Source organism: Phosphitispora fastidiosa, from assembly GCF_019008365.1.
In the GTDB taxonomy this organism is placed as follows: domain Bacteria; phylum Bacillota; class Thermincolia; order Thermincolales; family UBA2595; genus Phosphitispora; species Phosphitispora fastidiosa.
In genome coordinates this window covers 53,103-75,079 of record NZ_JAHHUL010000012.1, presented here as the reverse complement: position 1 = coordinate 75,079, position 21,977 = coordinate 53,103, and the positions used below count along the sequence as shown (strand labels likewise).

At 46.2% G+C, this 21,977-nt stretch carries 38 protein-coding genes; all 38 read left to right on the top strand.

Features of this window, described 5'->3' with window-relative positions:
• The first annotated feature begins 53 nt into the window (after positions 1-53).
• The 38 genes from tuf (at position 54) to asnS (ending at position 21,975) form a co-directional block, all read left to right on the top strand.
• A complete protein-coding gene (gene tuf / locus Ga0451573_RS11820) occupies positions 54-1,256 on the top strand; it encodes an elongation factor Tu (RefSeq protein WP_231684342.1) in 1,203 nt (400 codons plus the stop codon).
• 271 nt (positions 1,257-1,527) lie between these two features.
• A complete protein-coding gene (gene rpsJ / locus Ga0451573_RS11815) occupies positions 1,528-1,836 on the top strand; it encodes a 30S ribosomal protein S10 (RefSeq protein WP_231684341.1) in 309 nt (102 codons plus the stop codon).
• Between the two features lie 102 nt (positions 1,837-1,938).
• Positions 1,939-2,565 carry a 50S ribosomal protein L3 gene (gene rplC, locus Ga0451573_RS11810; RefSeq protein WP_231684340.1) on the top strand — a complete coding sequence of 209 codons (627 nt, stop codon included), beginning with the start codon at positions 1,939-1,941 and terminating at the stop codon, positions 2,563-2,565.
• A 28-nt stretch (positions 2,566-2,593) separates the two neighbouring features.
• Entirely contained in the window at positions 2,594-3,217 is a 624-nt protein-coding gene (gene rplD, locus Ga0451573_RS11805; RefSeq protein ID WP_231684339.1) for a 50S ribosomal protein L4, read from the top strand.
• Complete coding sequence (rplW, locus tag Ga0451573_RS11800; protein WP_231684338.1) at positions 3,217-3,504, top strand: 50S ribosomal protein L23; 288 nt, start codon at positions 3,217-3,219, stop codon at positions 3,502-3,504. Before rplD ends, rplW begins: the two co-directional genes overlap by 1 nt.
• A gap of 29 nt (positions 3,505-3,533) precedes the next feature.
• On the top strand, positions 3,534-4,361 hold the full coding sequence (gene rplB / locus Ga0451573_RS11795) for a 50S ribosomal protein L2 (RefSeq protein WP_231684337.1): 828 nt from the start codon (positions 3,534-3,536) through the stop codon (positions 4,359-4,361).
• A gap of 39 nt (positions 4,362-4,400) precedes the next feature.
• Positions 4,401-4,685 (top strand): 30S ribosomal protein S19, encoded by a 285-nt coding sequence (rpsS, locus tag Ga0451573_RS11790; RefSeq protein ID WP_231684336.1) that lies wholly within the window; start codon positions 4,401-4,403, stop codon positions 4,683-4,685.
• Positions 4,686-4,703: 18 nt separating this feature from the next.
• Positions 4,704-5,048 (top strand): 50S ribosomal protein L22, encoded by a 345-nt coding sequence (gene rplV, locus Ga0451573_RS11785; RefSeq protein WP_231684335.1) that lies wholly within the window; start codon positions 4,704-4,706, stop codon positions 5,046-5,048.
• 3 nt (positions 5,049-5,051) lie between these two features.
• Positions 5,052-5,717 (top strand): 30S ribosomal protein S3, encoded by a 666-nt coding sequence (gene rpsC / locus Ga0451573_RS11780; RefSeq protein WP_231684334.1) that lies wholly within the window; start codon positions 5,052-5,054, stop codon positions 5,715-5,717.
• A 3-nt stretch (positions 5,718-5,720) separates the two neighbouring features.
• Positions 5,721-6,152 (top strand): 50S ribosomal protein L16, encoded by a 432-nt coding sequence (gene rplP / locus Ga0451573_RS11775; protein ID WP_231684333.1) that lies wholly within the window; start codon positions 5,721-5,723, stop codon positions 6,150-6,152.
• The gene (gene rpmC / locus Ga0451573_RS11770) at positions 6,142-6,345 is read left to right on the top strand and encodes a 50S ribosomal protein L29 (RefSeq protein ID WP_231684332.1); all 204 of its coding nucleotides are present in this window, start codon (positions 6,142-6,144) and stop codon (positions 6,343-6,345) included. Before rplP ends, rpmC begins: the two co-directional genes overlap by 11 nt.
• 44 nt (positions 6,346-6,389) lie before the next feature.
• Positions 6,390-6,653, top strand: a complete 264-nt coding sequence (gene rpsQ / locus Ga0451573_RS11765; protein WP_231684331.1) for a 30S ribosomal protein S17 — start codon at positions 6,390-6,392, stop codon at positions 6,651-6,653.
• A gap of 44 nt (positions 6,654-6,697) precedes the next feature.
• Positions 6,698-7,066 carry a 50S ribosomal protein L14 gene (gene rplN, locus Ga0451573_RS11760; RefSeq protein ID WP_231684330.1) on the top strand — a complete coding sequence of 123 codons (369 nt, stop codon included), beginning with the start codon at positions 6,698-6,700 and terminating at the stop codon, positions 7,064-7,066.
• A 42-nt stretch (positions 7,067-7,108) separates the two neighbouring features.
• On the top strand, positions 7,109-7,456 hold the full coding sequence (rplX, locus tag Ga0451573_RS11755) for a 50S ribosomal protein L24 (protein WP_231684329.1): 348 nt from the start codon (positions 7,109-7,111) through the stop codon (positions 7,454-7,456).
• A 20-nt stretch (positions 7,457-7,476) separates the two neighbouring features.
• Complete coding sequence (gene rplE, locus Ga0451573_RS11750) at positions 7,477-8,016, top strand: 50S ribosomal protein L5 (RefSeq protein WP_231684328.1); 540 nt, start codon at positions 7,477-7,479, stop codon at positions 8,014-8,016.
• 35 nt (positions 8,017-8,051) lie between these two features.
• Positions 8,052-8,237 carry a type Z 30S ribosomal protein S14 gene (locus tag Ga0451573_RS11745; protein ID WP_231684327.1) on the top strand — a complete coding sequence of 62 codons (186 nt, stop codon included), beginning with the start codon at positions 8,052-8,054 and terminating at the stop codon, positions 8,235-8,237.
• 22 nt (positions 8,238-8,259) lie between these two features.
• Positions 8,260-8,658 carry a 30S ribosomal protein S8 gene (gene rpsH, locus Ga0451573_RS11740; RefSeq protein WP_231684326.1) on the top strand — a complete coding sequence of 133 codons (399 nt, stop codon included), beginning with the start codon at positions 8,260-8,262 and terminating at the stop codon, positions 8,656-8,658.
• 57 nt (positions 8,659-8,715) lie between these two features.
• On the top strand, positions 8,716-9,258 hold the full coding sequence (rplF, locus tag Ga0451573_RS11735; RefSeq protein ID WP_231684325.1) for a 50S ribosomal protein L6: 543 nt from the start codon (positions 8,716-8,718) through the stop codon (positions 9,256-9,258).
• Between the two features lie 44 nt (positions 9,259-9,302).
• Positions 9,303-9,653: a 50S ribosomal protein L18 gene (gene rplR, locus Ga0451573_RS11730; protein WP_231684324.1), complete on the top strand. Its 351-nt coding sequence runs from the start codon at positions 9,303-9,305 to the stop codon at positions 9,651-9,653.
• 24 nt (positions 9,654-9,677) lie between these two features.
• The gene (rpsE, locus tag Ga0451573_RS11725; RefSeq protein WP_231684323.1) at positions 9,678-10,178 is read left to right on the top strand and encodes a 30S ribosomal protein S5; all 501 of its coding nucleotides are present in this window, start codon (positions 9,678-9,680) and stop codon (positions 10,176-10,178) included.
• 13 nt (positions 10,179-10,191) lie between these two features.
• Positions 10,192-10,374, top strand: a complete 183-nt coding sequence (rpmD, locus tag Ga0451573_RS11720; protein WP_231684322.1) for a 50S ribosomal protein L30 — start codon at positions 10,192-10,194, stop codon at positions 10,372-10,374.
• A gap of 11 nt (positions 10,375-10,385) precedes the next feature.
• Positions 10,386-10,826: a 50S ribosomal protein L15 gene (gene rplO, locus Ga0451573_RS11715; RefSeq protein ID WP_231684321.1), complete on the top strand. Its 441-nt coding sequence runs from the start codon at positions 10,386-10,388 to the stop codon at positions 10,824-10,826.
• 1 nt (position 10,827) lies between these two features.
• Entirely contained in the window at positions 10,828-12,093 is a 1,266-nt protein-coding gene (gene secY, locus Ga0451573_RS11710; protein WP_231684320.1) for a preprotein translocase subunit SecY, read from the top strand.
• Positions 12,094-12,109: 16 nt separating this feature from the next.
• On the top strand, positions 12,110-12,856 hold the full coding sequence (gene map, locus Ga0451573_RS11705) for a type I methionyl aminopeptidase (RefSeq protein ID WP_231684319.1): 747 nt from the start codon (positions 12,110-12,112) through the stop codon (positions 12,854-12,856).
• A 39-nt stretch (positions 12,857-12,895) separates the two neighbouring features.
• A complete protein-coding gene (locus tag Ga0451573_RS11700; protein ID WP_231684318.1) occupies positions 12,896-13,174 on the top strand; it encodes a KOW domain-containing RNA-binding protein in 279 nt (92 codons plus the stop codon).
• A 31-nt stretch (positions 13,175-13,205) separates the two neighbouring features.
• A complete protein-coding gene (gene infA / locus Ga0451573_RS11695) occupies positions 13,206-13,424 on the top strand; it encodes a translation initiation factor IF-1 (RefSeq protein WP_231684317.1) in 219 nt (72 codons plus the stop codon).
• Between the two features lie 25 nt (positions 13,425-13,449).
• Positions 13,450-13,563: a 50S ribosomal protein L36 gene (gene rpmJ, locus Ga0451573_RS11690; protein WP_008516283.1), complete on the top strand. Its 114-nt coding sequence runs from the start codon at positions 13,450-13,452 to the stop codon at positions 13,561-13,563.
• Positions 13,564-13,591: 28 nt separating this feature from the next.
• Positions 13,592-13,963, top strand: a complete 372-nt coding sequence (gene rpsM / locus Ga0451573_RS11685; RefSeq protein WP_231684316.1) for a 30S ribosomal protein S13 — start codon at positions 13,592-13,594, stop codon at positions 13,961-13,963.
• Between the two features lie 16 nt (positions 13,964-13,979).
• On the top strand, positions 13,980-14,366 hold the full coding sequence (rpsK, locus tag Ga0451573_RS11680) for a 30S ribosomal protein S11 (protein WP_231684315.1): 387 nt from the start codon (positions 13,980-13,982) through the stop codon (positions 14,364-14,366).
• A 16-nt stretch (positions 14,367-14,382) separates the two neighbouring features.
• Positions 14,383-15,009: a 30S ribosomal protein S4 gene (rpsD, locus tag Ga0451573_RS11675; RefSeq protein ID WP_231684314.1), complete on the top strand. Its 627-nt coding sequence runs from the start codon at positions 14,383-14,385 to the stop codon at positions 15,007-15,009.
• A 38-nt stretch (positions 15,010-15,047) separates the two neighbouring features.
• The gene (locus Ga0451573_RS11670) at positions 15,048-15,986 is read left to right on the top strand and encodes a DNA-directed RNA polymerase subunit alpha (RefSeq protein WP_231684313.1); all 939 of its coding nucleotides are present in this window, start codon (positions 15,048-15,050) and stop codon (positions 15,984-15,986) included.
• 20 nt (positions 15,987-16,006) lie between these two features.
• The gene (gene rplQ / locus Ga0451573_RS11665) at positions 16,007-16,345 is read left to right on the top strand and encodes a 50S ribosomal protein L17 (RefSeq protein WP_231684312.1); all 339 of its coding nucleotides are present in this window, start codon (positions 16,007-16,009) and stop codon (positions 16,343-16,345) included.
• Between the two features lie 145 nt (positions 16,346-16,490).
• The gene (locus Ga0451573_RS11660; protein ID WP_231684311.1) at positions 16,491-17,339 is read left to right on the top strand and encodes an energy-coupling factor transporter ATPase; all 849 of its coding nucleotides are present in this window, start codon (positions 16,491-16,493) and stop codon (positions 17,337-17,339) included.
• Positions 17,330-18,184, top strand: a complete 855-nt coding sequence (locus Ga0451573_RS11655) for an energy-coupling factor transporter ATPase (RefSeq protein WP_231684310.1) — start codon at positions 17,330-17,332, stop codon at positions 18,182-18,184. The genes Ga0451573_RS11660 and Ga0451573_RS11655 overlap by 10 nt, the downstream gene beginning before the upstream one ends.
• 69 nt (positions 18,185-18,253) lie before the next feature.
• A complete protein-coding gene (locus tag Ga0451573_RS11650) occupies positions 18,254-19,045 on the top strand; it encodes an energy-coupling factor transporter transmembrane component T family protein (protein WP_231684309.1) in 792 nt (263 codons plus the stop codon).
• A 16-nt stretch (positions 19,046-19,061) separates the two neighbouring features.
• Entirely contained in the window at positions 19,062-19,799 is a 738-nt protein-coding gene (gene truA, locus Ga0451573_RS11645) for a tRNA pseudouridine(38-40) synthase TruA (RefSeq protein ID WP_231684308.1), read from the top strand.
• A 22-nt stretch (positions 19,800-19,821) separates the two neighbouring features.
• On the top strand, positions 19,822-20,163 hold the full coding sequence (locus tag Ga0451573_RS11640; RefSeq protein ID WP_231684307.1) for an arsenate reductase family protein: 342 nt from the start codon (positions 19,822-19,824) through the stop codon (positions 20,161-20,163).
• Positions 20,164-20,580: 417 nt separating this feature from the next.
• Complete coding sequence (gene asnS / locus Ga0451573_RS11635; protein ID WP_231684306.1) at positions 20,581-21,975, top strand: asparagine--tRNA ligase; 1,395 nt, start codon at positions 20,581-20,583, stop codon at positions 21,973-21,975.
• Positions 21,976-21,977 lie beyond the last annotated feature (2 nt).

Here is a 21,977-nt window from a genome sequence, read left to right as displayed (position 1 = left end):
CCGGCTGTACAAATAATTAATTTTTACAAGGATTTAAGGAGGAAAGATAAAAAATGGCAAAAGCAAAATACGAACGTACCAAACCCCACGTTAACGTAGGAACCATCGGTCACGTTGACCATGGCAAGACAACCCTTACAGCAGCAATTACAACTTGTATGTCAACAAAGGGCTGGAGTTCAATCAAGAAGTATGACGAGATTGACAATGCCCCTGAAGAGAGGGAAAGGGGTATTACCATCAATACCGCCCACGTGGAGTATGAGACAGAGAACCGTCACTATGCTCACGTAGACTGCCCCGGACACGCTGACTATGTAAAGAACATGATTACCGGCGCGGCTCAGATGGATGGCGCTATCCTGGTAGTATCTGCAGCAGACGGCCCGATGCCCCAGACCAGGGAGCATATCCTGCTGGCTCGCCAGGTAGGTGTTCCCTACATCATAGTATACCTTAACAAGTCAGACCAGGTAGATGATGAAGAACTCATGGAACTGGTAGAAATGGAAGTCCGGGAACTCCTGACTGAATACGAATTCCCCGGTGATGATATTCCCATTGTTGCAGGATCAGCTCTAAAAGCGCTGGAGTGCGGCTGCGGCACCCCTGAATGTGAATGGTGCGGCTCAATCTGGAAGCTGATGGCAGAAGTAGATGCATATATTCCGACACCTGAGCGTGACATAGACAAACCGTTCCTGATGCCTGTAGAGGATGTATTCTCTATCACCGGACGTGGTACTGTTGCCACCGGACGTGTGGAGCGTGGCCTGGTCAAGGTTGGTGATGAGATAGAGATAGTCGGGATGACTGAAGAACGCAAGAAGTCAGTAGTAACCGGAGTAGAGATGTTCCGCAAGCTGCTGGATCAGGCTCAGGCCGGAGACAACGTTGGCTGCCTGCTGCGTGGTGTGGACCGTAAGGAAATCGAGCGCGGCCAGGTACTGGCAAAGCCGGGTTCCATTAACCCACATACCAAGTTCCAGGCAGAGGTTTATGTTCTGACCAAGGAAGAAGGCGGTCGCCATACCCCGTTTTTCCAGGGCTATCGTCCGCAGTTTTACTTCAGGACCACAGACGTTACCGGAGTAGTTACTCTGCCTGACGGTGTTGAGATGGTAATGCCTGGTGACAACATCAAAATCGACATTGAACTTATTACCCCGATCGCTGTTGAAGAAGGTCTGCGTTTTGCTATCCGTGAGGGTGGCCGGACTGTGGGTGCCGGAGTGGTAAGCGCAATTTCCCAGTAATTTTGCAGTAAGGCTGTATAGTGCGCGGTTCCGGGCATTTCCCGGAATCGCTCACTGGCTTTGTGTTTTAAAAGAGATAATCATGTCATGACACGAACTGAAATTTGGGATTGTCTCTTAATGATATTTATGAAAAAAATAAAAAAAAAAGAACCCGATAATATGAAGTATGCCATGATACACATTGCGATGAAGTGAGAGGTTGCTAATCTTGGATTAGGTATTTTTCACTGAGAATGTCCGCTTAATCGGGCGAAAAGGAGGTACAAATATGGCAAAACAGAAAATCAGGATCAGGCTTAAGGCATTTGATCACAAGATTCTTGACCAGTCTGCGGAAAAAATCGTTGATACCGCAAAGAGGACCGGTGCTGATATTGCCGGACCGGTTCCACTCCCCACAGAAAAAAGTATTTATACAATTTTGAGGTCTCCTCATGTAAACAAGGATTCCAGGGAACAGTTTGAAATGAGGACCCATAAACGGTTAATCGATATTTTGGAACCCACACCGAAAACGGTAGACGCTCTCATGCGGCTTGATTTACCTGCAGGTGTTGATATAGAGATTAAGCTGTAAAAACAAAATATGCCTTATATTAGAAGGTTGTCGGATGTCAGCGCAAATGTGGATAAACCACAGTGGTTGACCTCTGGACACATTATTTAGGAGGTGGCTTAAATGAAAGGCATACTAGGCATCAAACTTGGAATGACCCAGATTTACAATGAAAATGGCCGGATATTGCCTGTTACCGTTGTTCAGGCAGGGCCCTGCTATGTGGTACAAAAGAAGACCCAGGAATCTGACGGGTATAATGCTATTCAGGTTGGCTTTGGAGAAATTCGCGAAGCGCAGGCCAATAAACCGGAAAAAGGCCATTTTAACAAGGCTGAGATAAAACCACTGAGATACCTTAGGGAATTCAGGGTTGATAATGTTGATGAATACAATGTCGGCCAGGAAATCAAGGCGGAATTGTTTGAACAGGGTGAGCAGATTGATGTGACCGGCACTTCTAAAGGTAAAGGCTTTGCCGGAACCATTAAGAAATATAACTTTCAGAGAGGCCCTATGGGACACGGCTCCAAGAGCCACCGCCGGGTAGGCAGCGCCGGCGCCAAGGGTCCGGCCAGGGTATTTAAAGGCACCAAAAGACCCGGGCGAATGGGCGCCGAAAGAGTAACCGTGCAAAACCTGGAAGTTGTCAAAGTGGATAATGAACGAAATTTGCTTATTATCAGAGGCGCTGTGCCGGGTCCAAAAGGCAGCCTGCTTGTAATAAGAAGCAGTGTTAAGGCACAGTAAATGAACGGGCAGGAAAGGAGGAAGTCATATGCCAAAGGTTGCTTTATATAATTCCAAAGGCGAACAGGTAGGCGAAGTGGAACTTAAAGAAGAAGTTTTCGGTGTCGAGGTAAATGAAGCAATACTTCATGATGTTGTAGTAAACCATCTTGCTAACAGAAGGCAGGGGAACAGTTCTGCCAAAACCCGCAGTGAAGTCAGCGGCGGAGGCAGGAAACCATTCAGACAGAAAGGTACCGGGCGTGCCAGGGCCGGGACTATCCGTTCACCGTTGTGGCGCAAGGGCGGTATTGTTTTCCCGCCTAAACCGAGGTCTTATAAGTACAGTCTGCCTAAGAAGGTAAGAAGGCTGGCCCTTAAATCAGCATTGAGTTCCAAAGTGTTAGATGGAAATATAATTGTCCTTGAGGGGCTTCAGATAGCTGAACCCAAAACAAAGGAAATTGTCGGTTTGCTGGCAAACCTCAAAGTAGACAGTAAGGCCCTGGTGGTTACAGCTGAGGCCGATACTGCTGTAGTTAAATCTGCAAGGAACATGCCCAGGGTAACTCCAACTCATGCTAACAGCCTCAATGTTTATGATGTGCTGAATCATGAAAAACTCATTATTACCAGGGATGCAGTTACCAAGGTTGAGGAGGTGCTGGCATAATGAGAAATCCCAGGGATGTGCTGAAAAAGCCGATTGTTTCCGAACGCAGTATGGGTTTAATGGAGCAAAACAAGTACAGTTTCTATGTTGAGCCCAAGGCAAATAAAATCGAAATTAAAAATGCTGTTGAGGAATTGTTTAAAGTTACCGTAACCGATGTTAATACAATGAATGTCAAGGGTAAGGCGAAGCGGGTCGGCAAGCATATTGGCCGTACATCAAACAGGAAAAAAGCGATTGTTACCCTAAAGCAGGGAGACAAGATCGAAATCATGGAAGGCATGTAATTTAGTTTCAGGTAAAGGAGGGAACACAAGTGCCTGTTAAAAAGTTTAAGCCAACATCACCCGGGAGAAGGTTTGTAACTGTTTCGGATTTTCGCGAGATTACAACCGATGAACCGGAAAAGTCCCTGTTAGAACCACTCAAGAGTAAAGCGGGACGCAATAACAAGGGTCGGGTTACCGTCAGGCATCGCGGCGGTGGACATAAAAGGCAGTATCGGGTTATTGATTTCAAGCGCAACAAGGATGGGATTCCCGCCAAGGTCGCTACTATTGAATATGATCCCAACAGGACCTGCAGGATTGCCTTGTTAAACTATGCTGATGGTGAAAAGAGATATATTCTGGCGCCAAATGGTATTAAGGTTGGAGACACGGTGGAATCAGGGCCTAATGCAGACATTAAAACCGGAAATGCGCTTCCTTTGAAGAATATTCCGGTTGGTACTATTATCCACAATATTGAGCTGAAGCCATTGAAGGGAGCACAGATGGTGCGCTCTGCAGGTACGGCAGCACAGCTGATGGCCAAAGAGGGCGATTATGCACATGTCCGGATGCCATCCGGGGAGGTTCGCCTGATACACATCAATTGTAAGGCTACAATTGGACAGGTTGGCAACCTGGAACATGAGAATATTACGGTGGGCAAGGCAGGCAGAAGCCGTTGGCTGGGCCGCCGTCCTACTGTCAGAGGTGTTGTAATGAACCCGGTTGACCACCCCCATGGTGGTGGTGAAGGACGTTCACCTGTTGGACGGAACCCGGTTACTCCGTGGGGGAAACCGGCTCTGGGTGCAAGGACCAGGAAGAAGAAAAAGAGTTCAGATAAAATGATTGTGAAGCGTCGGACCAAGTAATTTTTTAACTGAGCTGTCGGAAAGGAGGCTGTTTGTTTAATGGCTAGATCCCTAAAAAAGGGCCCTTATGTGAGTGAAAGACTTTTAGAGAGAATCGAAGCAATGAATGAAAAGAACGAAAAAAAGGTTCTCAAGACATGGTCAAGGAGATCGACTATTTTCCCACAGATGATCGGACATACAATTGCTGTACATGATGGTCGGAAACATGTTCCGATATATATTACCGAGGATATGGTAGGTCACAAGCTGGGTGAATTTGCGCCAACAAGATTTTTCAGGGGACACGGATCCCATACAGAGCGATCCACTTCCCTTAAATAGTGAGAGGGGGTATATTTTATGTCAGAAGCGCGTGCGACGGCAAAGCACATCCGCATTTCCCCTCGGAAGGTAAGACAGGTAGTAGATTTAATCAGGGGGAAAAAGGTTGACGAAGCTCTGGCGATCCTGAAGTTTACGCCAAGGCGGGCAGCTACTGCTGTTGAAAAGGTTGTCAAATCCGCTGCAGCTAATGCTGAACATAACCTGGATATGGATAAGGCTGCACTGATTATCGCAGAGGCATTTGTTGACCAGGGGCCCACACTTAAGAGATTTAAGCCCAGGGCTATGGGCAGGGCAGACCTCATTAGACGCAGAACAAGCCACATAACAGTAGTAGTTCGTGAAAAAGAGGAGGGATAATGAGTGGGTCAAAAGGTACACCCAAAGGGTTTGCGTATCGGAATTATAAAAGACTGGGATGCCAAGTGGTTTGCTGAAAAAGATTATGCCACTTTGCTAATCGAAGATATCCGATTAAGAAAATATATCAAAAAAAGGCTGTTTATTGCCGGTATCTCCAGAATTGAAATAGAAAGAGCGGCTAGCCGGGTGAAAATCACCATTCATACAGCCAAACCGGGGATAGTTATCGGCCGGGGCGGTACTGAAGTGGAATCACTAAGGAAACAGCTGGAAAAAATGACCGGCAAAAATATTAATGTTAATATTGTCGAAGTAAAAGTTCCTGAGCTTGATGCCCAACTGGTTTCAGAGGGTGTTGCTGCTCAGTTGGTTAAAAGGGTTTCCTTCCGCCGGGCCATGAAGCAGGCAGTTTCCCGGACCATGAGGATGGGTGCGCTGGGAATCAAGATTTCCTGCAGCGGTCGTTTAAATGGCGCTGAGATGGCCAGAACTGAGTGGTACAACGAAGGGAAAGTGCCCTTGCATACACTTAGGGCAGATATTGACTATGGTTTTGCCGAAGCTGATACAACCTACGGAAAAATTGGGGTAAAAGTGTGGATATATAAGGGAGAGATTCTTCCGGAGGCAAAGAAAGGCACTGTTGCTAAGGAAGGAGGAGAATAATTTATGTTAGTACCCAAGAGAGTAAAACACCGTAAACAACATAGAGGTAAAATGGCCGGAAAGTCAAAGGCCAATACCATCACTTTCGGTGAATTCGGTCTGCAGGCTCTGGAGCCGGCATGGATTACCAACAGGCAGATCGAGGCAGCCCGTATCGCCATGACCAGGTATATCAAGCGGGGCGGTAAAGTATGGATTAAAATATTCCCCGATAAGCCTGTCACTGCGAAGCCTGCTGAGACACGGATGGGAAGTGGTAAAGGGACACCGGAGCATTGGGTTGCTGTTGTGAAACCGGGCCGGGTCATGTTCGAATTGGCCGGAGTTACTGAAGAGATTGCCCGTGAAGCAATGCGCCTGGCTGCTCATAAACTGCCCATCAAAACCAAGTTTGTTAAAAGAGAAGATGTAGGTGGTGAAGCTAATGAAAGCTAAAGAGGTTCATGAATTATCCACTGATGAACTGGCAAGAAAGGCTGATGACCTTAAGGATGAACTCTTCAAGCTACGCTTTCAGTTAGCCACCGGGCAACTTGAAAATCCTATGAGAATCAGGGATGTTAAAAGGTCAATTGCCCGTGTGAAAACAGTTTTGCGGGAGAGAGAACTGAAAGCCCTGGAAGGATAAAAATAATAATGATGAGGATCCAAATGAGAAAGGGGGCTTAGACTTTGACAGAAAGAAAAGCACGTAAGGTACAGGTTGGCAAGGTTGTCAGTGACAAAATGGATAAAAGTGTAGTTATTGCCATTGAGACACTGGTTAGGCATCCTTTGTACGGAAAGACTGTTAAAAGTACAAAGAGGTTTCAGGCCCATGATGAAGAAAATGCCTGCCGTGTTGGAGATAAAGTAAGGGTTATGGAAACCAAGCCAATCAGCAAGAATAAACGCTGGCGGGTTATTGAGATTCTGGATAGAGAACAGCAAATCTGAATTATACCGGATAAACCCGAGATCGTTGAAAGGAGGGTTACAGCATGATTCAACCTGAAACAATGCTGAACGTTGCAGATAATACCGGAGCCAGAAAGCTTCTGTGTATCAGGATATTGGGCGGTTCTTTCAGACGTTATGCCCGTGTTGGTGATATAATAATTGCTTCGGTGAAAGAAGCTACACCCGGCGGCGTGGTAAAGAAAGGCGATGTTGTCAAAGCTGTTATTGTCAGGACCGTCAAAGAAACCAAGAGACCTGACGGTTCCTATATCAAGTTCGATGAGAATGCTGCCGTTATTATTAATGACCAGAAAAACCCGAGGGGTACTAGGATATTTGGTCCTGTAGCCCGGGAGTTGAGGGACAGGGATTTTATGAAAATAGTTTCTCTTGCCCCTGAAGTTCTGTAAATTAAAACCTCAACACGTACTAGAGTTAGGAGGTGGATTACATTGGCACATGCCAAGGCAAAGATAAAGGCTAAGATACATGTGAAAAAGGGAGATACAGTTCTTGTTATTACAGGTAAAAATGCCGGCAAAAAAGGAAAAGTAGTTGAGGTGCTGCCCAAAGATAACAGGCTGGTTGTTGAGGGAGTTAATGTTGTTAAAAGGCATACCAAACCTTCACAGCAAATGCCTCAGGGCGGTATTGTGGAAAAGGAAGCTCCAATCGCAGTTTCAAATGTAATGATTTTTTGCTCAAAATGTAACTCTCCGAGGAGAATTAACAAGGAGATTTTAGCTAACGGTAAAAAAGTCAGGGTTTGCAATAAGTGCGGAGAAGCCTTTGATAAATAGTCCGGGAAAGGAGGTTAATCATGGCACGTCTAAAAGAGAAATATGTTAATGAGACAGTTGCTAAGCTGAAGGAGAAGTTCAGCTATGAGAATATTATGCAGGTACCCAAACTTGAAAAAGTTGTGATCAACATGGGCCTGGGTGAAGCCATCCAGAATCCCAAGGCAATTGATGCAGCTGTAGGTGATTTATCCTTAATTACCGGGCAAAAGCCGGTCGTCACCAGGGCTAAGAAATCAATCGCGGGTTTTAAGCTCAGAGAAGGAATGCCAATTGGCGTTAAAGTTACTCTGAGAGGCCAGCGGATGTTTGAATTTACCGATAAACTTTTTAATATCGCCCTTCCCAGAGTAAGGGACTTCCGGGGGGTATCAGGCAAGGCTTTTGACGGCCGGGGCAACTATACCCTTGGCATCAGGGAACAACTGATGTTTCCGGAAATAGAATATGACAAGGTTGACAAAGTACGGGGCATGGATATTGTTTTTGTTACCAGTGCCAAGACTGATGAGGAAGCTAAAGAGTTGCTTGCCCAGTTAGGGATGCCATTCAGGGACTGATAAAACCATAATAACCGTAAGGAGGGAAAACAATAGTGGCCAAAAAGTCAATGATGGTAAAAATGGACCGTAAACCCAAGTTTTCAGTGCGCGGGTACAATAGATGTAAAATCTGCGGCAGGCCCCATGCTTATATGAGGAAATTCGGCATTTGCCGTATTTGTTTCCGTGAGCATGCTTACAAAGGAGAGATTCCGGGAGTTAAGAAGGCCAGCTGGTAATCATGGAAAGGGGGTTAATTATATGGTGATGACAGATCCTGTTGCGGATTTCCTGACCAGAGTCCGGAACGCTAACATGGTACACCACGAGAGATTGGAAATACCGGCATCCAAGATGAAAAAGGCCATTGCGGAAATTTTTAAGTCCGAAGGCTATATCAAGGACTGTGAATTCATAGATGACGGTAAGCAGGGCGTTATTAGGGTCTACCTAAAGTATGGTCCTAACAAAGAAAAAGTAATTACCGGCTTAAAGCGTATCAGTAAGCCAGGTTTGCGTGTATATGCCAAAAAAGATGAAGTTCCCAAGGTTCTTGGGGGTCTAGGTACTGCAGTAATCTCCACTTCCAAGGGGATTATGGCTGACCGGGATGCCAGGAAACAAGGACTGGGCGGAGAAGTAGTCTGTTATATCTGGTAAACTGGCATGACATATCACGTTATTTCGGTACAATTATAGTGCACAGGAGGTGTAATCATGTCCAGGATAGGTAGAATGCCCATAAATATCCCTCAGGGGGTTGATATAAAAATCGAGGGCAGTGTTGTAACAGTCAAAGGACCTAATGGACAACTGACCAGAACGGTCCATAATGACATGATCCTGGAACTCGAAGATGGTCAGCTTTTAGTAAAAAGGCCAAGTGAAGAGAAGTTCCACAAGTCACTGCACGGGCTGACAAGAAGCCTGATAAACAACATGGTGGAAGGGGTAACCAAAGGCTTTCAGAAGTCTCTTGACCTGGTAGGCGTCGGTTACCGGGCCGCCAAACAGGGCAATAAGCTGGTACTTACGGTTGGTTATTCACATCCCGTGGAAATTGAACCAAAAGAAGGTATTGAAATTGAAGTGCCTGCTGCTACAAAGGTAATTGTAAAGGGTGCTGACAAGGAGGCTGTCGGGGCTCTGGCAGCAAACATCCGTAAGGTCAGGCCGCCTGAGCCGTATAAGGGCAAGGGAATCAAGTATGATACAGAACGTATCCGCCGTAAGGCCGGTAAGGCCGGGACTAAGAAATAACAGCCGTTATATAACAGCTTGTTAGCAGAAAGGAGTGAAACCCTTTGTTCAAGCAAGTAGACAGAAAGGCTGAAAACAAGAAAAGACACCTTCGTGTGCGCAATAAGGTAAAAGGTACCGCTGAGCGCCCGAGGTTAAATGTTTACAGAAGCCTGAACAATATTTACGCCCAGATTATAGATGATACCAAGGGTGTTACGCTGGCTGCCGCATCTTCCATGGAAGACGGCAAAGGCGGTAACATCGAGGCGGCAAAGGCTGTAGGCAAGTCCATAGCAGCGCAAGCCGCAGATAAAGGTATTAAGCAGGTAGTGTTTGACCGGGGAGGACATATTTATCATGGACGTATCAGGGCACTGGCCGATGCGGCCAGGGAAGCCGGTCTGGAATTTTAACTCTTTAAGCAAGGAGGGAAATTAATGGCTCGGATTGATGCCAGCAAACTTGAAATATCCGAAAAAGTAGTCAGCATAAATCGTGTTGCCAAGGTCGTTAAGGGTGGCCGCCGCTTTAGCTTTAGCGCTCTGGTGGTTGTAGGCGATAACGACGGGCACGTGGGGTCTGGCCTGGGTAAAGCAGGCGAGGTTCCGGAATCGATTCGTAAGGGTATCGAAGATGCCAAGAAAAAAATGATCGAGGTTCCGCTGGTAGGGACTACTATTCCACACGAAGTGGTTGGCCGTTTCGGCGCCGGCAAGGTTTTATTGAAACCTGCTGCACCGGGTACCGGAGTTATCGCCGGCGGACCTGTCAGGGCAATTCTGGAATTGGCAGGGGTAAAAGATATTCTTACTAAGTCCCTTGGTTCAAATAATGCGCATAACATGGTTAATGCCACCATGGACGCCCTAAAGAACCTGAAGCGTGCCGAAGATGTAGCCAGACTTCGTGGCAAGACCGTAGAAGAGCTTTTAGGTTAGGGGGTTGTTGGAGATGGCGAAACTGAAAGTAACCTTAGTTAAAAGTGTCATCGGAAGTTCTGAATCCCAGAAGGCAACTGTCAAAACACTGGGATTAACGAAGATTAACAGCAGCGCTGAACACAATGATACACCGCAGATTCGCGGTATGCTGCGTAAGGTTGATCATCTGGTAAAAGTCGAAGAAACGGAGTAGGAGGTGTAACCATGGAACTACACAACCTGAAACCTGCCAAAGGGGCCAGGAAACAGCCTACCCGCAAAGGAAGGGGACTGGGTACAGGCCTGGGGAAAACTGCAGGCCGTGGCCATAAGGGACAAAATGCCCGTTCCGGGAGCGGGGGCAAAGTAGGATTTGAAGGTGGCCAGAAGCCACTGATCCAAAGGGTTCCCAAAAGAGGTTTCCATAATAAGTGGGGCAAAGAGTATGCGGAAATCAATGTAGCTGCTCTGAACAAGTTTGACAATGGTTTTACAGTTACTGAAGAAGGTTTGAAGCAGGCAGGCATTGTTAAAAACATAAAAAACGGAGTAAAGATACTTGGCAAGGGTAACCTGGAGAAGTCACTTAACGTACAGGTCCGTGCCTTCAGCAAGTCTGCTGTGGAAAAGATTACCGCTGCCGGCGGAAAAGCCGAGGTGATTTAGTTTGTTTGGAGCCTTAAAAAGTTCTCTAAAAGCTGGGGATTTGCGGAACAGAATTCTTTTTACCTTGATGATGTTTGTTGTTTTCAGAATCGGGGCACACATCCCGACACCGGGGATCAATGCTGATGCTATGGATGCACTGATTAAGGGTGGCAGCATCCTGGGGTTTTTTGACGTTATTTCCGGGGGAGCCTTTAAAAGGTTTTCCATATTTGCGATGAGTATTACTCCTTATATTAATGCCTCAATCATAATGCAGCTTTTGACTGTTGTTATTCCTAAGCTTGAGCGACTGTCAAAGGAAGGTGAGGAAGGCAGAAAGAAAATGACCCAGTATATCAGGTATGGCACTGTTGTTCTGGCCTTCATCCAGGCAATTGGAATGGCCTTTACCTTGCGGGCGGCCAACGCCCTGACTAATCCCGGGATTGGTTCCTACCTGATGATAGCTGTAACGCTTACAGCCGGAACTGCTTTTCTTATGTGGCTGGGTGAGCAGATTACTGAAAAAGGCATTGGGAATGGTATTTCACTGATAATTTTTGCAGGGATTGTAGCAGCGCTTCCGGGTGCCCTTTATCGGATTTATCAAGGACTTGCAGCTGGAACAATTAATATCTTCAGTGTGATTTTCCTGGTGGTCATTGCAGCAATGGTTATAGCTGCGATAGTAGCAGTAAATGAAGGGCAGCGCAGGATTCCGGTACAATATGCCAAAAGGGTTGTGGGCCGGCGCGTATATGGCGGGCAGAGTACCCATATACCTCTTAAGGTAAACCAGGCAGGTGTTATTCCGGTAATCTTTGCATCTTCAATTTTGCTTTTCCCAACTACTATAGCGCAGTTCTTCCAGTCTTCCGGTATTTCTCAATGGATTCTGGATGTATTCAGATGGGGCGGCCCGACACATTCCATATTGTATGCAGTGTTTATCATATTTTTCACCTATTTTTATACAGCAATTACGTTTAATCCAGTTGATGTGGCGGACAATATGAAGAAACACGGCGGATTTATTCCAGGACTGAGACCGGGGAGGCCTACAGCTGAATATCTGGATAAGATACTTACAAGGGTTACTCTTTCTGGTGCCATATTTTTGGCCTTGATAGCTATTTTGCCAACCTTTGTATTAGTTGCCACAAAAATCGAGAACGTATATTTCGGTGGTACCGGACTTCTCATTGTTGTGGGTGTAGCCCTTGAGACCATGAAACAGATAGAATCTCACCTGCTTATGAGGCATTATCAAGGGTTTATGAAATAGTTAGGAGCGAATGTTCGTGATTGTTTGTAAATCTGACCGTGAAATTGATTTGATGAGAGATGCGGGCCGCATAGTGGCCCAAGCACACGAAGAAATAAAGAAAATGGTCAGGCCGGATGTCACTACACTTGAGTTGGATAAGATTGCCGAGGATTTCATCATTGCCAGTGGCGCCAGGCCTGCCTTCAAAGGTTATCATGGTTTTCCGGCTTCAATTTGCGCTTCAGTGAATGAACAGGTAGTTCATGGTATCCCTGGTTTAAGAAAATTGGAAAATGGGGATATTATTAGTATTGATATTGGAGCGGAAATAAATGGGTATTTTGGGGATGCAGCCTTAACCGTCCCGGTAGGGGAGGTCAGTGATGAGGCCATGGAGCTGATCAGGGTTACCGAGGAAGCCTTATTTACCGGTATCGGCAACGCGGTGGATGGTAACCGGTTAAGCGACATTTCCCATAGTATCCAGACCTTTGTTGAAGGAAAAGGTTATTCGGTTGTCAGGGACTATGTTGGACACGGGATTGGCAGCCAAATGCATGAAGAACCGCAGGTGCCTAATTTCGGCAGGCCGGGTCGCGGACCCAGGCTGAGGTCCGGAATGACACTGGCTATAGAACCTATGGTTAATCAGGGCACATATGAAGTCATGACCCTGGGTGATAACTGGACAGTCGTTACAAAGGATAAAAAACTGTCTGCCCACTTTGAACACTCAGTTGTGATAACTGATAAACTGCCTGAAATTCTGACTAAGGTATAATATAATATTGAGGCAGATTTCAGGAGGTGTTTGGCAGTAATGGACAATGTACAGGTTGGCCAGTTGGTCAGGTCCTCTGCAGGTCGAGACAAAGGGAAGGTATACTTGATATATGACGTGCTTGATGAAGCCTTTGTTCGGGTAATAGATGGCGAAAAAAAGAAATTGATAAATCCCAAGAGAAAGAACATTAAGCATCTTGATATTTTTCCTGTAAAAGCTGATAGCGTAGCTAAAAAGCTGATCAGGGGGGAACCCGTTACAGAGAAAGAAATCTGTGAAACCATAAAAACCTTGGGGTTAAGCCATATAGATTGAGAAGTCGAACAAAAGGGAGGGTGTTTGCCTAGTGTCAAAACAAGATGTAATTGAGGTAGAGGGTACTGTAATAGAACCACTACCTAATGCCATGTTCAGGGTAGAAATTGAAAATGGACATAGAGTACTGGCTCATGTATCCGGCAAAATCAGGATGAATTTTATCAGGATTCTGCCCGGAGACAAAGTTACTATAGAGTTGTCGCCCTACGACCTAACACGTGGACGTATAGTTTATCGATATAAGTAGGGTTTACCGGAAGGAGGACATAAAGATGAAAGTAAGACCATCTGTTAAACCTATATGTGAGAAATGTAAGATTATTAAGCGCAAGGGCAAGGTAATGGTTATCTGCGAAAACCCTAAACATAAACAGAAACAGGGTTAGAAAATTGTAAAAGACGGAGGTGCACATAATGGCGAGAATTGCTGGGGTTGACTTACCTCGGGAGAAACGTGTGGAAATTGCTCTGACATATATTTTTGGGATCGGGCGCTCTGTCTCCAAGCGGATCATGGCAGAAACCGGGGTTAACCCTGATACCCGGGTCAGAGACCTGACCGAAGAGGAAATCGCCAAGCTCAGGGAATACATTGACAAAAACCTGAACGTGGAAGGCGATCTGAGAAGGGATATCTCATTAAGTATCAAGCGGCTGATGGAAATTGGGTGCTACCGCGGAATTCGGCATCGCCGGGGACTGCCTGTCCGGGGCCAAAAGACCAAGACTAATGCCAGGACCAGAAAAGGTCCCAAAAAGACTGTTGGCGTTCGCCGCAAGAAATAGCAAGGGGGGATAAAGGATGGCTCGTAGAGTTAGAACTAAACGTAAGGAACGGAAGAATGTTGAACGTGGTGTGGCCCATATCAAGTCCACTTTTAATAATACCATAATCACTATTGCAGACACCAACGGGAATTGTGTATCATGGTCCAGTGCGGGAACGCAGGGATTTAAAGGTTCCAGAAAGAGCACTCCGTTTGCTGCCCAGATGGCGGCAGAATCTGCTGCCAAAGAGGCTATGGACCACGGTATGAAGGAAATAGAGGTTTTTGTTAAAGGGCCGGGCGCCGGAAGGGAAGCAGCTATCAGGGCTATTCAGGCCGCAGGTCTGGAAGTCAACATGATTAAAGACGTTACCCCTATTCCCCATAACGGCTGCCGTCCGCCAAAGAGAAGAAGAGTTTAGGAGGTGTTGACACAGGATGGCTAGATACAATGGACCTGTTTGCAGATTATGCCGCAGGGAAGGCGCTAAATTATATCTTAAAGGTGACAGGTGCTATACCAATAAATGTGCTATTGATAGGAGAGGCTATGCTCCGGGTGAACACGGGCAGAGCAGGAAAAAGGTTTCTGAGTATGGTATTCAGCTCAGGGAAAAACAGAAGGCCCGCCGGATTTACGGTATTCTGGAGACCCAATTCCGCAACTACTTTGAAAAAGCTGAACGGCAGAAGGGGGTTACCGGTGAAAACCTTCTCAGACTGCTGGAAAGACGGCTTGACAATGTTGTTTACCGTTTAGGCTATGCAGGTTCACGCACTGAGGCCAGGCAGCTGGTTCGTCATGGCCACTTTACCGTAAACGGCAGAAAGGTTAATATACCTTCGTTTCTGGTAAAGGTTGGAGATGTAGTCGAAGTTCGTGAAAAAAGCCGTGAGGTCAATAGAGTTAAGGAACTGGCGGAACAGGCGGCAAGAAAAACCCCGCCAGCATGGCTCGAGGTATCTGCCGACCAGTTTACAGGAAAGGTGGTTGCTATTCCTTCTCGGGAAGAAATTGATATGCCTATTGAGGAACACCTTATTGTAGAGCTGTACTCCAGGTAATCAACCAAAGTTTCAAGTCTCGAGAAGGAGGGTCACTTATGTTGGAGATCGAAAAGCCCAAAATAGAGTGTGTGGAACTGATTGATGATTATGGTAAGTTTGTGGTTGAACCTTTGGAGAGAGGTTATGGCATAACACTGGGTAACTCTCTGAGGCGTATCCTGTTGTCTTCATTACCGGGAGCAGCGGTTACCTCAGTGAGGATTGACAGTGTTTTACATGAGTTTTCCACAGTACCGGGAGTTGTTGAGGATGTAACAGATATAATCCTTAATCTGAAGGGTCTCTGTATAAAAATGCATACTGACGAGGAACGGGTGCTTCGGATTGAAACAGAAGAACCGGGAGTAGTTACTGCAGGTGACATAATCACAGATGCAGATGTGGAGATACTTAATCCGGAGCTTAAGATTGCCACTATATCTGAAGGCCGGTTGTATATGGAGATTACTGCTGCCAAGGGCAGGGGCTATGTCCCTGCGGAAAAGAACAAAAAGGAGGATCATGTTATCGGCGTTATTCCGATAGATTCTGCTTTTACTCCGGTGCGCAAAGTAAATTACCATATAGAGGATACCAGGGTGGGGCAGATTACCGACTATGACAAGCTTACCCTGGAAGTATGGACAAATGGCAGCATTAGACCTGATGAGGCTACCAGCCTTTCAGCCAAGATACTGAGTGAGTATCTGCGCCAGTTTATTGGTCTGACTGAGACAGTTAATGATGTAGAAATAATGGTAGAAAAAGAAGAAGAAGAAAAAGATAAGATACTTGAAATGACTATTGAGGAACTTGACTTATCAGTTAGGTCTTATAACTGCCTCAAGAGAGCGGGAATAAATACAGTTGAAGAATTGACACAGCGTACTGAAGAGGACATGATCAAGGTCCGTAACCTTGGCAAGAAGTCCCTTGAAGAGGTTATTAACAAGATGCATGAACTCGGTCTTTCCCTGAAGGAATCTGAAGAATAAGACAGGAGGGGGGAAACAAAATGGCATTTCCCAAACTGGGCCTGCCCACCGATCACAGGAAGGCCCTGGTGCGTAACATGGTTACTTCCTTGCTTCGTGAAGAAAGAGTCCAGACTACAGCAGCCCGTGCCAGGTCTGTAAGCCGTGTCACGGAGAAAATGATTACCCTGGCTAAACGCGGCGACTTACATGCCCGCAGACAGGCAATGCAATTTATCTATGATGAGGATGTTGTCAAAAAATTGTTTGATGTACTGGCAACTAAATATGCCGACCGGCAGGGTGGCTATACCAGAACAATCAAGGTTGGCCAGCGCCGCGGTGACGCTGCTGAAATGGTGATACTGGAACTTGTATAATTAGAACATGAGCGAGGTCAGGATGGTTTACTAAAATTTATGTAAACAATTCCTGGCTTCTGTTTTTTTAAATTAATATTTTCGGCTGCGCCAAATATAATGATTGATATATGATTGAATATATAACATATAGTGTGGTGAGTATATGGGTTCTTTTATCAGGTTCAGCGATGTCAGCTTTTGGTACTCCAAGGAAAAGGAAGATAATTTTCAAAGCGCCGGGAGTCATGTGCTCTCCGAGATAAGTCTGGATATCAACAAAGGAGAATTTTTAGCTCTGGTAGGCCCTAACGGCTGTGGCAAATCGACATTGATCAGGCTGATAAACGGACTTTTACTGCCAAGTATGGGAAGTGTCTCAGTAGATGGTCTGGATACTGACAAAAGAGACCACCTCTCTGCAATAAGGAGAAAAATAGGAATGGTTTTTCAGAATCCGGATACCCAGTTATTTGCGTCGGTTGTGGAAGAGGACGTCGCCTTTGGGTGTGAGAACTTGTGCCTGCCCCGTACCGAGATCAGGGAGAGGGTTGACTGGGCCTTAGAACAGGTGGGTATGGAGGAATACCGCAATTATCCGCCACACAGGTTATCAGGGGGGCAAAAACAGAAGGTTGCCATCGCCGGGGTGCTAGCCATGCGTCCGGAGTGTATAGTCCTTGATGAACCGACCTCAATGCTGGATCCCGGGAGTAAGCAGGAAGTCCTGTCAGCGGTCAGAGACTTAAACACTCGTCACAATATTACAGTTATCTATGTGACTCACGATATGAGTGAAACAATTTACAGCAGCCGGATAATGGCTATGGCACGCGGCAAAATTGTATTTGAGGGGAACCCCGAACAGCTTTTTGCCGATAAGGAAAGTCTCCGCTTCACAGGCCTTGAGGCGCCGCCGGTGCATCAACTGGTTAATTCACTAAAGGAACAGGGTATCAGATTACCGGCGAACATTAATTCTTTAGAAGAACTGGTGGACTTTATATGTCTATAGAAATAAAGAATGTCAGCTATAAATACTCAAAAGGTACTCCGTTTGCCAGGCAGGCCATTAAAGGCATTGATTTGCGGGCTGCCAGGGGAGAGTGGCTTGCCGTTATGGGACCTACCGGGTCAGGCAAATCGACCCTGCTGCAGCATTTAAACGGCCTCCTGAAGCCGGATTCGGGGGAGGTTCTGCTGGATGACAAAAACATCCACTCATCTGCTGCCAGCCTCAGAGAAGCCAGGCGGAAAGTCGGGTTGGTTTTTCAGTACCCTGAGCACCAGCTTTTTGGGGCTAGCGTCTATGAAGAAGTTGCCTACGGTCCGGAGAATTATGGTTATCCTCAGGACGAAATCACGGAACTGGTCCAGAGAGCTATGGATACTGTGGGCTTGGGTTATGAACGGTATAAAAACCGCCAGCCCTATGAACTGAGCGGTGGTGAGAAGAGAAGAGTTGCTCTGGCAGGAGTGCTGGCGGCATCACCTGAGGTTATTGTTCTTGATGAACCAACGGCAGGACTTGATACTTCGGGAAGACAGCTTCTGATCGGGACTATTACTCGTTTGAACCGGGACCATGGGATAACCGTAATCTGGGTGACCCATGAAATCACAGAAATAGCCCACCTGGCTGACCGGCTGGTTGTTTTAAATAACGGTGAAGCAGTCATTACAGGAAAAACGCGTGATGTACTGGCTGACCCGATTATGTCGGAAATGGGCCTTGATATCCCACCGGCAGCAGTAATATCCAGGGAACTGAGGGGGAGGGGTCTTGAGGTAAGGGGACAGCCTGTCACCCTGGATGAAATCAGGGAAGAAATAATCAGACTGCTTAAAGAAAAACAATAATCAAACTGGTAAGGAAATAACTATGATTAAACTGGTAATGAAATAACTATAATCAGGGTGTGGTGCTTTATGGAAGGTATTGTTATCGGACAATATGTCCCGGGAAGTTCATTGCTGCACAGGCTTGACCCCAGAACCAAAATAATCGTGTCGGCAATACTGCTCTGGTTGGTATTTGTTGTGGAGAACCCGGCTGAATTTGCGGCATATGGCTTGTTTATCCTGGTATTATACATAATCGGAGGGGTTGCCGGAAGTTTCCTCAAGGTTATGAAGCCGGGTATTTTTTTAATTGTGATTACCCTGGTCTTGAATATGTTCTTCACTCCAGGGGAAACCATGTTCAGCATCGGACCGGTTCCTGTCTCCCGAACAGGATTGGAAAATGGCCTTTTCCTGGGTGTTAAAATTATGTATCTGATTCTCCTCTCATCACTGGTGACTCTGGTTACCTCACCGGTTCGGATGACTGACGGACTGGAACGGCTGATGAAACCGTTTCAGCGTATCGGGCTTCCTGCCAGTGAGCTCGCCATGATGATAAATATTGCTCTGAGGTTTATTCCGACTTTTTGGGAGGAAACAGATAAAATAATCAAAGCACAGAAATCGCGAGGGGCTGATTTTGAGAGTTGGCATCTGCAAAAAAGGGCTAAGTATATGACAGCCCTTTTGGTGCCGCTGTTTGTCAGTTCCTTCCGTAAGGCCGACGAACTGGCCATGGCCATGGAGTCAAGGGGCTATGTAGTCGGTATGCATAGAAGCAGTTTACATAAACTGGAATTCAGGCCGGTAGATTTTTTGGTACTGGCATTGACTGTCACTATCACGGGTGCATTTATAATGTATAAGTATTTCTGAAAGGGTGTCCATAGCAGTGAGGAATATCAGAGTACTGGTGGAATATGACGGAACAAACTATCATGGCTTTCAGAGACAGACAGATAACCTGCCCACAGTCCAGAAATCCCTGGAGGAAGCTCTGGGCTTGCTTGTTAAGCATCCAGTTACTGTGAATGGGTCCGGCAGGACAGATGCCGGGGTCCATGCCCGGGGACAGGTCATCAATTTTATTACAGACTGCCGGATACCTGCAGATAGACTGCCTTTTGCCATGAACAGTCTGCTGCCTGAGGATATCGCGGCAAAAGATGCTCAGGAGGCCGCTCCGTCCTTTCATGCCCAGTTTTCAGCCCGTTCCAAGGTGTACCGGTATCATATTTATAATTCACGCACTCCTTCGGCCTTTGAAAGGCGTTACAGCTATTATGTGCCCCAGGGACTGGATATAGAAAAAATGAGGGCAGCGGCCGGGTATATTGTGGGAGAACATGATTTTACCGCCTTCAGGGCTGCCGGGTCGCATGCCAAAACGTCCGTCAGGAATGTGTCCAGGCTTGATATTGAATATATGCCGCCTCATCTATATATAACAGTTGAGGCTAATGGCTTTTTATATAACATGGTCCGGATTATCACAGGGACACTGCTTTATGTGGGCAAAGGCAAGCTGACACCGGCCGAAGTACGGAATTTTGTCAATTCCGGCCGGCGCGAGGAGGCAGGGCCGACAGTGCCGCCTCATGGGCTGTGTTTGTTGGAAGTGAAGTACTAGGGCCGGCGTGAGGAGTGAGCTTATGAACATACAGATTTTTGGTACTAAGAGATGTTTTGCAACTAAAAAAGCGGAACGCTATTTTAAAGAACGAAGGATCAAATATCATTTTATTGACTTGGCCGAACGGGGACTTAGCAAGGGAGAACTGCAGAGTGTCCGGTCGGCTGTGGGGTTAGACAGCTTGATTGACAGTTTGGCAAGGGATTACAAGAAACTGAACATGGATCGCATTATTGGGTCGAGTGTCAGGGAAGACATCCTTTTAAATAATCCCGGACTCTATATAACTCCAATAGTACGCAATGGGAAACTCGCCACAGTCGGCTATCAGCCGGATATATGGAAAACCTGGGAAAGTTGAAATAAGCTGCAGATTGAACATCATTTCAGGCAAAGCTGAATAAACTGTTTATTCGATGTGATACTGCAATACTGCCTTACATAGTGGTTATAATATTACGTGACCATTTTTTTAATATTTCAGCCTCCCGGAAGTGGACGCGATGGAATGTGGTGATGTGTTGTACAAGATTTTCTTTGTACTGCCGCCGTGAGAAACATTACCGCAGTTCCGCTAAGCGAAGTATGGGACGCGGGCCATGGACGGCCCGCGCCGCCACTGAGCCACGGATGGCGAATTGGCGGTGTTCCCATACTTCGCCAGGAACAAGGTTAGATTTCTCCGGCGGCAGTGCGGAAAATCGGTACAACACATCACCATATTAACCAACGGTCACTGCCGGGAGGCTTAAAAATTACATAATAAGGGGAATCAGGTATGGAAAAAACAGTTATCAGACAGCTGGTGCGGGACACCGCAAGATACAGCAATAAAGAAGTGGAAGTCAGCGGTTGGATCAGAAGCAATCGTGACCAGAAATCCTTTGGTTTTATCTCCTTAAATGATGGGACACACTTCAATACGATACAGGTAGTCTATGAAAAGGATATGATTCCCAATTTTGAGGACGCGGCGAAATTAAGGGTTGGTTCCGCTGTTATAATCAGGGGTATCTTGCTTGAAACTCCACAGGCAAAACAGTCCTTTGAAATTAAGGCCAAGGAAATAATTCTGGAGGGAGATTCGCCGGAGGACTATCCTATCCAGCCTAAGCGGCATACCAGGGAATTTTTAAGAGAGGTAGCCCACCTGCGCCCGAGGACCAATCTCTTTACCGCAGTGTTTCGGGTAAGATCCCTTGCTGCCTATGCCATTCACAAGTTCTTTAATGAAAAAGGGTTTGTTTATGTGCATTCACCCATAATTACTGCAAATGATGCTGAAGGTGCGGGAGAAATGTTCCGGGTATCTACACTTGACCCAGGGAATCCGAAGCTTATAGAGGAAGGCAGGGTGGATTTCTCTGCGGATTTTTTTGGCAGGAGGACAAACCTTACCGTGAGCGGTCAGTTGGAGGCAGAAGTATTTGCCCTTGCCTTCAGAGATGTATACACCTTTGGCCCGACCTTCAGGGCAGAGAACTCAAATACAGCAAGACATGCGGCTGAATTCTGGATGATAGAGCCTGAAATCGCCTTTGCAGACCTGCAGGATGATATGAGACTTGCAGAGGATATGCTGAAATATGTTATCAGATATGTGCTGGAAAATGCCACAGAAGAAATGGACTTTTTTAATGAATATGTTGAAAAGGGCATCAGAGAAAAACTGCGAAACATCGTTAACACGGAATTTGCACATATGACATATACTGAGGCTGTGGAAGTTTTGAAGAAATCGGGAGAGCAATTTGAATATCCCGTTGCTTGGGGTAATGACTTGCAGACAGAGCACGAAAGATACCTGACAGAAAAAATATATCAGAAGCCGGTTTTTGTTACCGATTACCCCAAAGAGATTAAAGCATTTTATATGAGACTTAATGAGGACGGAAAAACCGTTTCCGCTATGGACTTATTGGTTCCCGGCGTGGGAGAACTGATTGGCGGCAGCCAGAGAGAGGAAAGGGCAGATGTATTGGAACAGAGAATCCGGGAGCTTAATATTAACAACAAAGATTTGTGGTGGTATCTGGACTTAAGAAAATATGGCGGGGTAAAGCATGCGGGGTTTGGGCTGGGCTTTGAAAGGGCTATCATGTATCTAACGGGTATAACTAACATCAGGGACGTGATTCCGTTTCCCCGGACTGTTAAGTCCTGTGAGTTTTAGTG